The sequence below is a fragment of the Citrobacter sp. Marseille-Q3906 genome (assembly GCF_916618775.1).
GTDB classification, from domain to species: Bacteria; Pseudomonadota; Gammaproteobacteria; order Enterobacterales; family Enterobacteriaceae; genus Citrobacter; species Citrobacter murliniae.
The window spans coordinates 65231-79475 of record NZ_CAKAKA010000001.1 but is presented as its reverse complement, the minus strand read 5'-3'; the positions used below and the strand labels follow the sequence as shown (position 1 = coordinate 79475).

14 protein-coding genes are annotated in these 14245 nt (G+C 51.7%); 3 read left to right on the top strand and 11 right to left on the bottom strand.

Annotated features, from left to right (window positions below; translation table 11 throughout):
- The first annotated feature begins 55 nt into the window (after positions 1-55).
- Together fadB and fadA are read left to right on the top strand one after the other, a co-directional pair.
- On the top strand, positions 56-2245 hold the full coding sequence (gene fadB, locus LG384_RS00390; RefSeq protein WP_225760313.1) for a fatty acid oxidation complex subunit alpha FadB: 2190 nt from the start codon (positions 56-58) through the stop codon (positions 2243-2245).
- Positions 2246-2254: 9 nt separating this feature from the next.
- Complete coding sequence (gene fadA / locus LG384_RS00385; protein WP_225760312.1) at positions 2255-3418, top strand: acetyl-CoA C-acyltransferase FadA; 1164 nt, start codon at positions 2255-2257, stop codon at positions 3416-3418.
- 152 nt (positions 3419-3570) lie between these two features.
- Here fadA and LG384_RS00380 read toward each other — a convergent pair whose 3' ends face one another.
- From LG384_RS00380 to ubiD, 4 genes are all read right to left on the bottom strand, one after another.
- Complete coding sequence (locus tag LG384_RS00380) at positions 3571-4551, bottom strand: LacI family DNA-binding transcriptional regulator (protein ID WP_225760311.1); 981 nt, start codon at positions 4549-4551, stop codon at positions 3571-3573.
- 7 nt (positions 4552-4558) lie between these two features.
- A complete protein-coding gene (locus LG384_RS00375; RefSeq protein WP_045449165.1) occupies positions 4559-5497 on the bottom strand; it encodes an ROK family protein in 939 nt (312 codons plus the stop codon).
- A 292-nt stretch (positions 5498-5789) separates the two neighbouring features.
- Positions 5790-6491, bottom strand: coding sequence for an NAD(P)H-flavin reductase (gene fre, locus LG384_RS00370; RefSeq protein WP_045449163.1), 702 nt, complete (start codon positions 6489-6491; stop codon positions 5790-5792).
- Between the two features lie 40 nt (positions 6492-6531).
- Positions 6532-8025 carry a 4-hydroxy-3-polyprenylbenzoate decarboxylase gene (gene ubiD, locus LG384_RS00365; RefSeq protein WP_045449162.1) on the bottom strand — a complete coding sequence of 498 codons (1494 nt, stop codon included), beginning with the start codon at positions 8023-8025 and terminating at the stop codon, positions 6532-6534.
- Between the two features lie 204 nt (positions 8026-8229).
- On the opposite strand from ubiD, the gene rfaH reads away from it, so the two are divergent.
- Complete coding sequence (rfaH, locus tag LG384_RS00360; protein WP_045449160.1) at positions 8230-8718, top strand: transcription/translation regulatory transformer protein RfaH; 489 nt, start codon at positions 8230-8232, stop codon at positions 8716-8718.
- 6 nt (positions 8719-8724) lie between these two features.
- Here rfaH and tatD read toward each other — a convergent pair whose 3' ends face one another.
- The 7 genes from tatD to ubiE all read right to left on the bottom strand — a co-directional run bounded on the left by tatD (position 8725) and on the right by ubiE (position 14239).
- Positions 8725-9507, bottom strand: coding sequence for a 3'-5' ssDNA/RNA exonuclease TatD (tatD, locus tag LG384_RS00355; RefSeq protein WP_225760310.1), 783 nt, complete (start codon positions 9505-9507; stop codon positions 8725-8727).
- A 41-nt stretch (positions 9508-9548) separates the two neighbouring features.
- Positions 9549-10340 (bottom strand): Sec-independent protein translocase subunit TatC, encoded by a 792-nt coding sequence (gene tatC, locus LG384_RS00350; RefSeq protein WP_045449155.1) that lies wholly within the window; start codon positions 10338-10340, stop codon positions 9549-9551.
- 2 nt (positions 10341-10342) lie between these two features.
- A complete protein-coding gene (gene tatB, locus LG384_RS00345) occupies positions 10343-10891 on the bottom strand; it encodes a Sec-independent protein translocase protein TatB (protein ID WP_045449154.1) in 549 nt (182 codons plus the stop codon).
- A 3-nt stretch (positions 10892-10894) separates the two neighbouring features.
- Positions 10895-11149, bottom strand: a complete 255-nt coding sequence (tatA, locus tag LG384_RS00340) for a Sec-independent protein translocase subunit TatA (protein ID WP_045449152.1) — start codon at positions 11147-11149, stop codon at positions 10895-10897.
- 78 nt (positions 11150-11227) lie between these two features.
- A complete protein-coding gene (gene ubiB, locus LG384_RS00335; protein ID WP_045449149.1) occupies positions 11228-12868 on the bottom strand; it encodes a ubiquinone biosynthesis regulatory protein kinase UbiB in 1641 nt (546 codons plus the stop codon).
- Entirely contained in the window at positions 12865-13470 is a 606-nt protein-coding gene (ubiJ, locus tag LG384_RS00330) for a ubiquinone biosynthesis protein UbiJ (protein ID WP_225760309.1), read from the bottom strand. The genes ubiB and ubiJ overlap by 4 nt, the downstream gene beginning before the upstream one ends.
- Before the next feature lie 13 nt (positions 13471-13483).
- Complete coding sequence (ubiE, locus tag LG384_RS00325) at positions 13484-14239, bottom strand: bifunctional demethylmenaquinone methyltransferase/2-methoxy-6-polyprenyl-1,4-benzoquinol methylase UbiE (RefSeq protein WP_045449144.1); 756 nt, start codon at positions 14237-14239, stop codon at positions 13484-13486.
- Between the last annotated feature and the right edge of the window lie 6 nt (positions 14240-14245).

Below are 14245 nucleotides of genomic sequence, written 5' to 3'. Positions count from 1 at the left end.
CACACTTCGATTCATCTGGTATGACCAGATCACCTTGCGGATTCAGGAGACTGACATGCTTTACAAAGGCGACACCCTGTACCTCGACTGGCTGGAAGATGGCATCGCCGAACTGGTGTTCGATGCCCCTGGCTCGGTCAACAAACTCGATACGGCAACCGTAGCCAGCCTGGGCCATGCGCTTGATGTGCTGGAAAAGCAGACAGATTTAAAAGGTCTGCTGCTGCGCTCGAATAAAGCGGCCTTTATTGTTGGCGCCGATATCACCGAATTCCTTTCATTGTTTCTTGTTCCTGAAGAGCAGCTAAGCCAGTGGCTGCATTTTGCCAACAGCGTCTTTAACCGGCTGGAAGATTTACCGGTGCCAACCATTGCCGCCGTAAACGGTTATGCGCTGGGCGGCGGTTGCGAGTGCGTGCTGGCGACCGATTACCGTCTGGCAACACCGGACCTGCGTATCGGTCTGCCGGAAACGAAGCTGGGCATTATGCCGGGCTTTGGCGGCTCTGTGCGTATGCCACGTATACTGGGCGCCGACAGCGCTCTGGAAATTATTGCGGCGGGTAAAGATATCAGCGCTGAGCAGGCACTGAAAGTTGGCCTGGTCGATGGCATTGTTAAGCAGGAAAAACTGCTTGATGGCGCGATGGCTGTATTACGTCAGGCAATCAACGGCGACCTCGACTGGAAGGCCAAACGCCAGCCGAAACTGGAACCACTGAAACTCAGCAAAATTGAAGCCGCAATGAGTTTTACCATCGCCAAAGGCATGGTCGCGCAGACTGCAGGTAAACATTACCCTGCCCCCATCACCGCGGTAAAAACGATTGAAGCCGCAGCACGCTTTGGTCGTGAAGAAGCACTGAATCTGGAAAATAAAAGCTTTGTGCCACTGGCGCACACCAGTGAAGCACGCGCGCTGGTCGGTATCTTCCTCAACGATCAGTACGTAAAAGCAAAAGCGAAGAAGCTGACTAAAGACATTGAGGCACCGAAGCAGACCGCAGTATTGGGCGCAGGCATTATGGGCGGCGGTATCGCTTACCAGTCTGCCTGGAAAGGTGTGCCGGTTATCATGAAAGACATCAATGATAAATCATTGACGCTTGGTATGACTGAAGCCGCCAAACTGCTGAACAAACAGCTTGAGCGCGGCAAGATTGATGGTCTGAAAATGGCAGGCGTGATTTCAACCATTCATCCCACCCTCGACTATACCGGCTTTGAGCGCGTAGATGTGGTAGTGGAAGCGGTCGTTGAGAATCCGAAAGTGAAAAAAGCGGTACTGGCAGAGACCGAAGAGAAGGTTCGCCATGATACCGTGCTGGCCTCAAACACCTCCACTATTCCAATTAGTGAACTGGCCAGCGTTCTGAAGCGCCCGGAAAACTTCTGCGGCATGCACTTCTTTAATCCGGTGCACCGTATGCCTCTGGTAGAGATCATTCGCGGTGAAAAAAGCTCGGATGAAACCATCGCCAAAGTTGTCGCCTGGGCAAGCCGTATGGGTAAGACGCCGATTGTGGTCAACGACTGCCCCGGCTTCTTCGTTAACCGTGTGCTGTTCCCGTACTTTGCTGGTTTCAGCCAGCTACTGCGTGATGGAGCGGACTTCCGCAAAGTCGATAAAGTGATGGAGAAACAGTTTGGCTGGCCGATGGGTCCGGCATATCTGCTGGATGTCGTCGGCATTGATACCGCCCATCACGCGCAGGCAGTCATGTCAGCAGGCTTCCCACAACGCATGCAAAAAGATTATCGCGACGCGATTGACGCATTATTTGACGCCAGTCGCTTTGGACAGAAAAACGGCCTCGGCTTCTGGAGCTATAAAGAAGACAACAAAGGTAAACCGAAGAAAGAAGAGGATGCCACTGTTGATAGTCTGCTGGCAGATGTCAGTCAGCCGAAGCGCGATTTTAGCGATGAAGAGATTATCGCCCGTATGATGATCCCGATGGTCAACGAAGTGGTGCGCTGCCTGGAAGAAGGCATTATTGCCAGTCCAGCAGAGGCAGATATGGCGCTGGTTTACGGCCTGGGCTTCCCTCCGTTCCATGGCGGTGCGTTCCGCTGGCTGGATACGCTCGGCAGCGCGAAATATCTCGATATGGCGCAACAGTATCAGCACCTCGGTCCGCTGTATGACGTCCCGGAAGGATTGCGCAATAAAGCACGTCATAACGAACCGTATTATCCCCAGGTTGAGCCTGCCCGCCCGGTTGGCGACCTGAAAACGGCTTAAGGAGTCACAATGGAACAGGTTGTAATTGTTGATGCGATCCGTACCCCGATGGGCCGTTCGAAAGGGGGGGCGTTTCGTAACGTGCGGGCAGAAGATCTCTCCGCACATTTAATGCGTAGCCTGCTGGCGCGTAATCCCGCGCTTGATCCTGCGGCTCTCGATGACATTTACTGGGGCTGCGTACAGCAGACGCTGGAGCAAGGGTTCAACATCGCCCGTAACGCCGCGCTGCTGGCAGAAGTTCCGCACTCCGTCCCGGCAGTAACGGTCAATCGCCTGTGCGGTTCATCCATGCAGGCACTGCACGACGCGGCACGCATGATCATGACCGACGATGCACAAGCGTGTCTGGTTGGCGGCGTGGAGCATATGGGCCACGTCCCCATGAGTCACGGCGTCGATTTCCATCCGGGTATGAGTCGCAACGTTGCTAAAGCGGCGGGGATGATGGGCCTGACGGCAGAAATGCTCTCCCGTATGCACGGTATCAGCCGTGAAATGCAGGATGCCTTCGCCGCACGCTCACACGCCCGGGCCTGGGCAGCGACACAGTCTGGCGCATTCAGAAATGAAATAATCCCGACCAGTGGCCACGATGCTGACGGCGTGTTGAAACAGTTTAACTACGATGAAGTTATCCGCCCGGAAACCACCGTCGAAGCGCTGTCCACCCTGCGCCCGGCGTTCGACCCAGTCAGCGGTACAGTTACTGCCGGAACATCTTCAGCTCTCTCTGATGGCGCAGCTGCCATGCTGGTGATGAGTGAAAGCCGCGCTCGTGAACTGGGTCTGAAACCACGCGCCCGTATTCGTTCAATGGCGGTTGTCGGCTGCGACCCCTCAATCATGGGTTATGGCCCGGTCCCGGCCTCAAAGCTGGCGCTGAAAAAAGCAGGGCTCTCCACCCGCGATATCGGTCTGTTTGAAATGAACGAAGCCTTTGCCGCGCAGATCCTTCCATGCATTAAAGATCTGGGACTGATGGAGCAGATTGACGAGAAGATCAACCTCAACGGCGGCGCGATCGCACTGGGTCATCCACTGGGATGTTCCGGTGCACGTATCAGCACCACCTTGCTGAACCTGATGGAGCGCAAAGACGTGCAGTTTGGTCTGGCGACGATGTGTATCGGGTTGGGTCAGGGGATCGCGACAGTATTTGAGCGAGTTTAATCAGAGAGTGTCATCTATTGCAGGTCGGGTAAGCGAAATGCCCCGGCAACCATGCCGGATGGCGACGCAATATCGTCTTATCCGGCCTGCAACGACAGCGCCACTGTATAACAATTAGTTGCCGTTTTTCCCGCCTGTCAGGGGCGGGTTTTTTATTTCACAGAACTGGTACGGACCACTAACTGCACGGGTAGCAACAAATTCTGTTCCTGCTGTTCTTCCAACAACAAACGCAGTGCTTCACGCCCCAGTTGCTGTTTATCAACGGCAATGGTGGTCAGCGGCGGATGTGACCAGGCTGCGGCATCAATATCATCAAACCCTACCAGTGAAAGATCTTCCGGGATACGTATACCTTGCTGCGCACACACTCGCTGAACCACCAGCGCTGCCGCATCGTTATAAGCAAAAATGGCATCGGGCGGCTCGGGCAACCTGAACAATTCGTTGACCGCTTGGACCAGTGATTGTTCAGTATCCAGAAGCGGTGGCGCAATGGCTTCATACTCTGGCGGCATCAGTAGACGAGCGTCATACAACGCCTGGCGATAGCCCTTCTCACGCTGGCGAATACTGTAATGAGAGAGTGTGCTGGCAAGAAAGGCAATGCGACTGCGCCCTTGTTCGATTAGATGTCGAGTGGCCAGATAGCCACCCTGGGTATTATCCGGATTGACGCATGGCAAACCAGGCACCCACAAATCCACCAGTACCATTGGCAGCTTCATTTGTTGCAGTAGCCCAAGCAGTTCAGGCTCAAAAAATCCGGCACAGATCAGCGCATCAGGCTGATGCAGCATCACCTGTTCACCCACTGCGTCACCAGGACCAATAGAGAGAAAGCTCAGCGCAATATTGTGATCACGACATACTTCTTCTATGCCCAACAACAGCGGTGAATAAAACGGTAATGCCCGACTAATGTTGTGCTGGCGATGCAACAAAAACAGGACGCGCCTGAGTTTATCGCTACGCAGACGGGAGAAATCGTAGCCCTGCTGTTCCGCCACGGAAATAATGCGCAATCGGGTATCCTCACGCAGTCCCGGTTGCCCTTTTAGTGCGCGGGAAACAGCGCCAACCGACACACCGCAGGCTTCGGCAATATCTCTGATTCGTACAGGTTTCGTCATTTCACTCTCATTGATCGTGCGTCATCATACGGGTAGTTGCGGTCGCAGGCTGTTGTGCACCCAGCCAGGCGGCACCACGTACGCCGCTGCTGTCGCCGTGACGAGCCTGGACAATCGGCGTGCGGCACTGTTTTCCAAATACGTACTGTGCCACCCGCGCCTGTAAGCCTGAATAGAGTATGCCAATATTGGATACTCCGCCGCCCAACACGATAACATCTGGATCAAGCGTATTGACCACGCCAGCTAACGCTCGGGCTAATTGATCGCAGTAGCGCTCCCATAGCAGGCAGGCGTCTACGTCACCAGACTCGACCCGTTTCATTATTTGAGGAACACCGGCATGTTGCGTGGTGTGATTCAGGTACTGACGCTCCAGGCCGCTGCCCGAAATAAAACTCTCAATACAGTTTAACTGCCCGCAATAGCACGTTACCGCCGCGCCGTCCCGCTCTTCATTGTAACGCGGTAGCGCATTATGTCCCCACTCTCCCGCACAGGCATTAGGGCCTGAGATCAAACGGTTATCGACACACAATCCACCACCGCATCCCGTACCAAGGATCACTCCAAACACTACTCCATACCCGCGTCCGCTTCCGTCCATGGCCTCCGACAACGTAAAACAGTTGGCGTCGTTGGTTACGGGCACAGGTATTCCCAGCGCCTGCTCAAGATCGCGTGCGAAGGGTTGTTGATTGAGCACCAGAATATTGGAGTTTTTTATTAACCCATCACTGTCGACTGCGCCGGGCACACCCACACCGACTGATAATGGTCGATTAACGGTCTTCATGGCTTTCACGATAGCGTCCGTGACGACCCGGAAAAAATCGCCGTAGCTCTGCTTTGGTGTACTGCATCGTTCGCGGTAAATAATCTCACCCGTGTTATCAATCACCACTGCTTCGATTTTAGTCCCACCAATATCCAGTCCGAGCCTCATGATTCCCCCATTCGCTTGACGCAAAATTATCTCTGCACAGACTGACTTTTTTGTTTACTAAACACAAAGACAGACATCACAAAATAGAATTTTGACGATAGTTTTTATATAAAAACATGGCAAATAGAGCGTCAAGGCAGAACACCTGTGTTTACTAAAAAATAACGATGAGGGTAATTCGTCACGAACGGGGAGATTCACAGAGACCGAACCAGCAATCTCAGCAATTCAGGGAGTGAGTGATCGGGCATTAACGACCTGAATGCGCCGGAAAAGCTCCGGCGCACCCTGCTTAAATAAATGCGAAAGCGTCGCCAAACAGGCGGTCTTCACGCGCGCTGCGTTCATTGCAAAACAGGTCGCGTGCGATTTTTGCCATCTCAAAACGTCCGGCGATATAGATATCATGTTCCGCCAGGGTACCGTAATCCTGCAATACAGCGGTTAATACTGTGCCCGTGCGACCACGCCAACCCGCTTCAGGTTGTTCCACCACTGGCTCAACGCGCAGATTAGGGTGATTAACTGACAGGGCTTCCAGCTCGGAGAGATCATAAAGATGCTTCTCTTCTCGCCCGCCCCAGTAAATCGTGACATCACGGTCTGGATTACGCGCCAGTGCTGTTAGCAGAATTGAGCGCACATAAGAGAACCCTGTACCGCCAGCGATCAGGATCAGCGGACGATTTTCATCATCACGCAGCCAGGCTTCACCGTGTGGAATATCGACCTTAATTTCCCGGTCTTTCAGAATTCGATCCATAACGGCCATGGCATAAAGATTTAGCTCAGAGGCGCCAACGTGCAGCTCAATGAATCCGTGCTCATCCGGTGTAGATGCCATGGAAAACGGACGCTTATCCCGTTCATCCATCACGACCATTAAATACTGACCAGCACGAAAGGAAAACGCCGCGTCTGGCACTAAACGAACGCGATATACGGTGTCAGTGATAGCTTCTACCGAGGTCACTTTACAGCTTAAGGTTGTCATGCGCTCTCTCTGTCGGATCAATAGGCAAAATGATCGCGCCTCAGGCGCTTTTGCCGTCATTAAAGATGGCCAATTCATCCCAAATTGCGTCAATACGCGCAGTCACTTCAGGATCTTTTTTAATCGGGCGTCCCCACTCACGTTGGGTTTCACCCGGCCATTTATTTGTGGCATCCAGTCCCATTTTTGAACCAAGGCCGGAAACCGGCGAGGCAAAATCCAGGTAATCAATTGGCGTATTTTCTACCAGAACCGTATCCCTTGCCGGGTCCATACGGGTGGTAATTGCCCAAATCACATCGTTCCAGTCACGTGCGTTGACATCATCATCGCAGACAATAACAAATTTGGTGTACATAAACTGACGTAAAAACGACCAAACACCCATCATGACGCGTTTAGCATGGCCAGCGTACTGCTTTTTCATCGTCACTACGGCCAGTCGATAAGAGCAGCCTTCCGGCGGCAGGTAAAAATCGACGATTTCCGGGAATTGTTTTTGCAGAATAGGCACGAAAACTTCGTTCAGCGCCACGCCTAGTACCGCAGGCTCATCTGGCGGACGGCCGGTGTAAGTCGAGTGATAAATCGCATCTTCACGCTGAGTAATGTGTGTAACGGTGAAAACAGGGAAGCTATCCACCTCATTGTAGTAGCCTGTATGGTCGCCATACGGGCCTTCCGGCGCCATTTCTCCCGGCTCTATATACCCTTCCAACACAATCTCCGCGCTGGCAGGAACTTCGAGATCGTTGGAAATACATTTAACCACTTCGGTCTTGGTACCACGTAACAAGCCCGCAAAAGCGTATTCCGATAACGTATCAGGTACTGGCGTTACGGCCCCCAGAATCGTTGCCGGATCAGCGCCCAGCGCAACGGAAACCGGGAAACGTTCGCCTGGATGAGCCGCACACCACTCCTGATAATCAAGCGCGCCGCCACGATGAGAAAGCCAGCGCATGATGAGTTTATTTTTGCCAATCAGCTGCTGGCGATAAATACCCAGATTCTGTCGCTCTTTATGGGGGCCCCGCGTTACGGTGAGTCCCCAGGTGATCAGCGGAGCTGCATCTTCCGGCCAGCAGGTCATTATCGGAATACGGTTTAGATCGACATCATCGCCTGAATAGATTTTTTGCTGACAAGGCGCACCGCGTAACCGCTTAGTCGGCATGTTCAGTACCTGCTTGAACTGCGGCAACTTATCAAACAGATCGCGAAATCCTTTTGGCGGCTCAGGCTCTTTCAAAAACGCCAACAACTTACCCACTTCCCGCAACGCAGAGACATCTTCTTGTCCCATTCCCATGGCAACACGCTTCGGCGTGCCAAACAGGTTACACAGCACTGGCATTGAATAGCCTTTGGGATTCTCAAACAGCAACGCAGGCCCACCAGCACGCAGGGTGCGATCGGCTATTTCAGTGATTTCCAGATGGGGATCCACCGGAAGCGTGATGCGTTTGAGCTCGCCTTGCTGCTCAAGTTGCGTCAGGAAGTCGCGTAAATCGTGATATTTCATGGCGTCCATTGTGGCCTCTTCGTAAGCGCTTCATTATACGGCGTTCATCATTGCGATGCTGTATTTTTGTTAAATTAGCGTGAACTCTGGCGGTACATCTAAGCCCCGGGAGTATATACCCAACGGATTTCGAGTTGCTTTAAGTCGGGTATAATTAACTTAGCGCATGGCTTTTGTTATGCTTGCGCTCAGAACAAGCGGATAAGAGTTATTATGCAATCCTGGTATTTACTGTACTGCAAACGCGGGCAACTTCAGCGTGCCCAGGAACACCTGGAAAGGCAGGCGGTGAACTGCCTGACGCCTATGATCACCCTGGAAAAAATGGTGCGCGGCAAACGTACCACAATCAGTGAGCCACTTTTCCCTAATTACATGTTTGTCGAATTCGACCCGGAAGTGATCCACACCACGACGATCAATGCCACGCGTGGCGTCAGCCATTTCGTACGCTTTGGAGCAACACCAGCGACGGTTCCCTCTGCAGTTATTCACCAGCTTTCCATCTACAAACCCGAGGGTATTGTTGATCCGGAAACCCCTTATCCAGGGGACTATGTGATTATCACTGAAGGTGCATTTGAAGGATTGAAAGCGATCTTCACTGAACCTGATGGCGAAGCACGCTCTATGCTTCTGCTTAACCTGTTGAATAAAGAGGTTAAGCAGAGCGTGAAAAACACCGGTTTTCGAAAAATTTAATCTACCTTAGAAGGTAACTTCAAACAGCGTTCTCACGTTGGAGTCGATTGTTGTTGATAGCCATTGAGGATTTTCCCCGCGCCAGTGTGCAATCCGTTCAAGAATGTGCGGCAGGTAGGCCGGCTCATTACGCCGTGTAGACGGTTTAGGTGTTAGATCGCGGGGCAGTAAATAAGGCGCATCAGTTTCGATCAGGAGCCTCTCTACCGGAATAAAAGGTAACAGCTCCCTAAGCTCCATCCCCCGACGCTCATCGCAGACCCATCCGGTAATACCAATATAAAGCCCTCTGTCCACGCAGTCCTGCATCTCCTGACGTGAACCGGTGAAGCAATGCAGTACCGCGCCTGGAATGCTGTCCAGCCAGGGCTCCAGCAATGCCAGAAAACGGTCATGCGCATCCCGGCAATGCATGAAAACTGGCATCTGCAATTCAGCAGCAATACGCAGTTGTGCCTCAAAAGCCCGCTCCTGCTCTTGTGGCGTGGAGAAATTACGATTGAAATCCAGACCGCATTCACCAATGGCGACCACTTCAGACTGGTTTGCCAGAGCGACTATCGCTTCTTCGGTTGAGGATTGCCACTGGCTACTATCATGCGGATGGACGCCGGCTGTGGACCAACAATTCGGGTAATGCTGCGCCAACTTTAGCGCCTGCTGGCTTTCATGCAGGTTCGTTCCGGTCAGAAGCATACCGTGAACACCGGCCGCAAAGGCGCGCGCTACAACCTCATCCCTGTCTTTCGCAAATTGTGAACTGGTTAAATTAACGCCAATATCAAACATGCTTCCTCCCATATGACAACCGCCCTGACGGGCGGTTGAATTTATTCTTCGGTTTTCTCGGTGGCTTCAGCTTCTTTTGCATTCTCAGCCTCGTTATCTTCGTCTCGCGTACGTCGCTTACCGACATAGAAACGGGAGAAGAAAACGCCCACTTCAAACAGGCAGTACATTGGTATTGCCAACAGCGTTTGCGAGAAGACATCTGGCGGGGTCAGTAACATCCCCACGACAAATGCACCGACAACAACGTATGGACGTTTCTTACGCAAGTCATCAGGCGTCGTAATACCCATCCAGCACAGCAGCACAATGGCAACAGGAACCTCAAAAGAGACCCCAAAAGCCATAAATAGCGCCATCACGAAGCTAAGGTAACTGGCAATATCTGTCGATACTTGTACGCCTTGCGGTGCCGTATTAGCAAGGAAACCAAAGGCTAACGGGAAGACGACAAAGTAGGCAAATGCCATACCGATATAGAACAGCAACGAACTGGAAACCAGTAACGGCACAACAAGGCGACGCTCATGCTTATACAAAGCAGGAGCAATAAACGCCCATACCTGATACAGGATCACTGGCGCTGAAAGGATCAGCGACACCATGAAAGTGAGTTTTATCGGGGTAAAAAACGGCGAGGCCACATCCGTGGCGATCATCGTCGCACCCTGCGGCATCTGTTTTATCAGCGGTGCCGCAACCATATGGTAAATGTCGTTGGCAAAATAAACCAACGCCAAAAAGATTACCATTACGGCAATAATGCAGTTCAGGAGTCGCTTACGCAGCTCAATAAGATGCGTGATGAGCGGTTGAGTATCTTCTACAGCCATGTTTACGGTTTATCACTCGACGATGGGGAGGATTCGACAACAGGCGCGGCGGTTTTCTTTTCAGCGTCCATCACTGTTTCGGACGCGGTTTCCGTCGATTCAGATGTCCTGGTACCCGTGGATTGCGGTTTTTGCTCCGGCGAGCTGGCCTGCGTTTCAGCGGAAGCAGGAGTAACCCCTTCATGCTGCGCTTCGCTATCTTTCACCACCGGATTATGGATAGTGTGCGCTTCATCGCTCGCTTTCTCAGGCTCGTTAACGCTGTAAGAACGCTTCATCGACTCTGCAGCTTCACGCAATTCATCCATCGATGCTTTCAGCTCCGGCGTCAGATTTGTCAGGCTCGCTTTCTCAACCTTCTTCAGGCTGTCCTGAAACTCCTGAAGCTTAAGCTCCTGGGTCAGTTCATTCTGAACAGTAGTTGCAAGGGAACGCAACGCACGAACCCAGCCCGCGACCGTTTTTACCGCAACCGGCAATCGTTGTGGCCCCAATACGATGAGGCCTATCACGAACACCAATAACAGTTCGCTAAAACCGATATCAAACACGGATTATACCTGCTCTTTATCGTGGCTTTTGGCGTCTTCTTTTTTCACTTCGCCCTGCTTATCGGTGATGGATTTAGCAGTAAAATCAGCGTCCTGACTGGATTTATCCTGCTTGGGTTCATCATCTCCCATCGCTTTCTTGAAGCCTTTAATAGACGCACCAAGATCGGAACCGATGGAGCCGAGTTTCTTGGTGCCGAATAGCAGCACAACGATGACGGCAATGATCAACAACTGCCAGATACTGATACCACCCATACATGTTCCTCTGTCATAGATGATGAATTAATAAGGCCGTAGTATACGTTACACGACCTGCCTTGAGCGATGAAAAATTCAGCGCATTTTGCGCCAGCCGATCAGCCAGGCAATGACGCCGCCCGCTATTAACCAACCAGGCATAAGCCCCCACTCAGGACGACTTACCAGCAAGAATGTCCCACTTAACAACAACGTCGCGCCAATACCCAATAAATAACGAGATTGTCCCTGACGGACGTGATTCGCATGAAGCTCGCGCGCAATCTTATCAACACTGTGCTGTAAATATTTGCCCTGGCGCAAACTGTCATACACCAGTTCAGGTATTTCTGGCATTTTTTCGACCCAGAACGGTGCTTTTTCTTTAAATGCCCTGACAAGGGCGGGAATTCCGACCTGCTCTTTAATCCAGGATTCAAGAAATGGCTTGGCCGTCTTCCACAAATCCAACTGCGGATAAAGCTGTCTCCCAACGCCTTCAACATACAGCAGTGTTTTCTGCAACAGCACCAGTTGGGGCTGGACTTCCATGTTAAATCGACGTGCCGTATTAAACAGATTCAGCAGCACGTGACCAAATGAAATCTCCGCCAGCGGCTTTTCAAATATCGGCTCGCAGACGGTACGAATAGCAAATTCAAATTCTTCGACGTTGGTATCCGGTGGAACCCAGCCAGAATCTACATGCAGCTCTGCAACCTTACGGTAGTCACGATTAAAGAACGCAATGAAGTTTTCAGCCAGATAGCGTTTATCTTCTTTATTTAATGAGCCAACAATCCCGCAATCTATGCCGATGTACTTTGGATTTTCAGGGTGTTCATAGCTGACAAAAATGTTGCCAGGATGCATATCGGCATGGAAAAAACTGTCACGGAATACCTGAGTAAAGAAGACCTGCACACCGCGCTCGGCCAACAACTTCATGTTGGTGCCGTTCTTCTCAAGCGTTGCAACATCCGAAACGGGGATACCGTAAATACGCTCCATCACCATCATGTTCTGACTGCAATAGTCGGAATACACTTCCGGGATGTACAGCATCGGGCTGTCTTCAAAATTGCGGCGCAATTGAATAGCATTCGCCGATTCACGCAGCAAATTCAACTCATCAATTAATGTCTTCTCATATTCGCGAACCACTTCCGTCGGCCGCAAACGGCGACCGTCAGGCAGCAAGCGAGGAACCCAACGGGCAAGGCGATAGATCAGTTTTAAATCCGCTTTGATAACCGGCAGAATGTCCGGGCGAATAACCTTGATCACGACCTCTTTACCATTCGATTTCAGTCGGGCCGTGTGTACCTGTGCAATGGACGCAGATGCCAGTGGCTGGATCTCAAAATCATCAAACCATGCCTCAACGGGTAACCCACCCATTGCTTCTTCAATTTGCTGTTTTGCTCTTTGTCCATCAAAGGGGGCAACACGATCCTGCAACAGTGCCAGTTGATCGGCGATATGCGGAGGGAAAAGGTCACGACGGGTGGAGAGCATTTGACCAAACTTGATCCACACTGGCCCCAATTCTTGCAACGCCAGTCTCAGTCTCTCACCCAGTGGCTTTTCTTTATGCCGATTAGGCATCCAGAACAAGGTGTAACGCCACAACCGAAGCGGCAGCGTAATACGCATTTTGGGGATGAGTTCATCAAGACCGTAGCTTAAAAAAGTGCGAATGATGAAATAAAGGCGCCGTACTTCACCTGGCGTCATTTGACCTCCAGTTTTTCCAGCCGTTTGGCCAGAGATTCAACCGCACGCTCAACGGCTGACGTTTCTTCCGCGAACCATGCAACCTCAAGCGGACCAGGAGCCATACGCCACTCTTCAGTGATCGCTTCGGCAACGTAACGCTGCTGACGTTGCATGGTGTGACACAGAAACTTCGCCCCACCACGCAGGGCTTTGCTGACCCCTTCCGCGACGATATCGCCGGTATAGGGCGCTAACAGTTCAGCAGGATCAAACTCTGCAAGGTCAGCCAGAGCGACAAAGTTCTGTACCACCTGAATATCGCCCTGAACTTCCAGCTCGCCGCTACGAATAAGGGTTGTGAGTTGCTGCCGGTCGCGTAATTTCGGTAAAACGCTGGCATGTGTGATCACGGTGCAATCGGCTTCGCCTTCCCAGGCCCCCAGCACATCGACCTGGCGCTCACTAAACACCAGGACTAACGGTGTCGAAAATCCTTTGAGATCCACACGCAGCACCTTGCTCTGCAGACGCGTTCGGGCTGATTTCAGCGCAGGCGAACGGTACAGAAAGGTGTTGAGTAGGTTTTCAACTCCTGCGGTCACTAAGGGTTTTAAAGGCATCCCCGATCTCCTGTCAGAACTTATAGCCACGGTGCAGCGCAACCACACCTGCTGTCAGGTTGTAGTAATCCACGCTTTCAAACCCGGCATCTTGCATCATCGCTTTTAAGGTGTCCTGATCGGGATGCATGCGGATGGACTCCGCCAGATAACGGTAGCTTTCTGCATCGTTGGCCACCATTGAACCAATACGTGGCAGAATATGGAAAGAGTAAGCATCATACGCTTTGCTCAGAGGTTCGATAATCGGTTTGGAAAACTCCAGCACCAGCAAGCGTCCACCGGGCTTCAATACCCGATACATGGATCGTAATGCTTTCTCTTTTTCCGTTACGTTACGAAGACCAAACGAAATCGTGATGCAGTCGAAGGTATTGTCAGGGAAAGGCAGTGCCTCAGCATTTGCCTGGACATACTCGACGTTACCAATCACACCGATATTGCGCAGCTTTTCGCGACCCATTTTGAGCATTGAGTCATTGATATCCGCCAGGACGACTTGACCGGTTTCACCAACCATGCGAGAAAATTTCGCCGTCAGATCTCCCGTACCACCCGCCAAATCCAGAACGGTTTGTCCGCGACGCACGCCACTACAGTCAATGGTGAAGCGCTTCCACAAACGATGAATGCCAAATGACATTAAATCATTCATAACGTCATATTTAGACGCCACAGAATGAAAAACGTGGGCCACCATGTCAGCTTTCTGCTCTTTAGCGACGGTCTGAAAGCCAAAGTGCGTCGTTTCTTGTGAATCTTCCACCATCTCAGT

What these genes read in the sequence shown, in the direction of transcription:
- tatC (WP_045449155.1), bottom strand. Translation starts at nt 10,340, where the DNA reads ATGGCTGTAGAAGATACTCAACCGCTCATCACGCATCTTATTGAGCTG.
- fadA (WP_225760312.1), top strand. Translation starts at nt 2,255, where the DNA reads ATGGAACAGGTTGTAATTGTTGATGCGATCCGTACCCCGATGGGCCGT.
- tatA (WP_045449152.1), bottom strand. Translation starts at nt 11,149, where the DNA reads ATGGGTGGTATCAGTATCTGGCAGTTGTTGATCATTGCCGTCATCGTT.
- ubiD (WP_045449162.1), bottom strand. Translation starts at nt 8,025, where the DNA reads ATGGACGCCATGAAATATCACGATTTACGCGACTTCCTGACGCAACTT.
- fre (WP_045449163.1), bottom strand. Translation starts at nt 6,491, where the DNA reads ATGACAACCTTAAGCTGTAAAGTGACCTCGGTAGAAGCTATCACTGAC.
- fadB (WP_225760313.1), top strand. Translation starts at nt 56, where the DNA reads ATGCTTTACAAAGGCGACACCCTGTACCTCGACTGGCTGGAAGATGGC.
- LG384_RS00380 (WP_225760311.1), bottom strand. Translation starts at nt 4,551, where the DNA reads ATGACGAAACCTGTACGAATCAGAGATATTGCCGAAGCCTGCGGTGTG.
- ubiE (WP_045449144.1), bottom strand. Translation starts at nt 14,239, where the DNA reads ATGGTGGAAGATTCACAAGAAACGACGCACTTTGGCTTTCAGACCGTC.
- rfaH (WP_045449160.1), top strand. Translation starts at nt 8,230, where the DNA reads ATGCAATCCTGGTATTTACTGTACTGCAAACGCGGGCAACTTCAGCGT.
- tatD (WP_225760310.1), bottom strand. Translation starts at nt 9,507, where the DNA reads ATGTTTGATATTGGCGTTAATTTAACCAGTTCACAATTTGCGAAAGAC.
- ubiJ (WP_225760309.1), bottom strand. Translation starts at nt 13,470, where the DNA reads ATGCCTTTAAAACCCTTAGTGACCGCAGGAGTTGAAAACCTACTCAAC.
- LG384_RS00375 (WP_045449165.1), bottom strand. Translation starts at nt 5,497, where the DNA reads ATGAGGCTCGGACTGGATATTGGTGGGACTAAAATCGAAGCAGTGGTG.
- ubiB (WP_045449149.1), bottom strand. Translation starts at nt 12,868, where the DNA reads ATGACGCCAGGTGAAGTACGGCGCCTTTATTTCATCATTCGCACTTTT.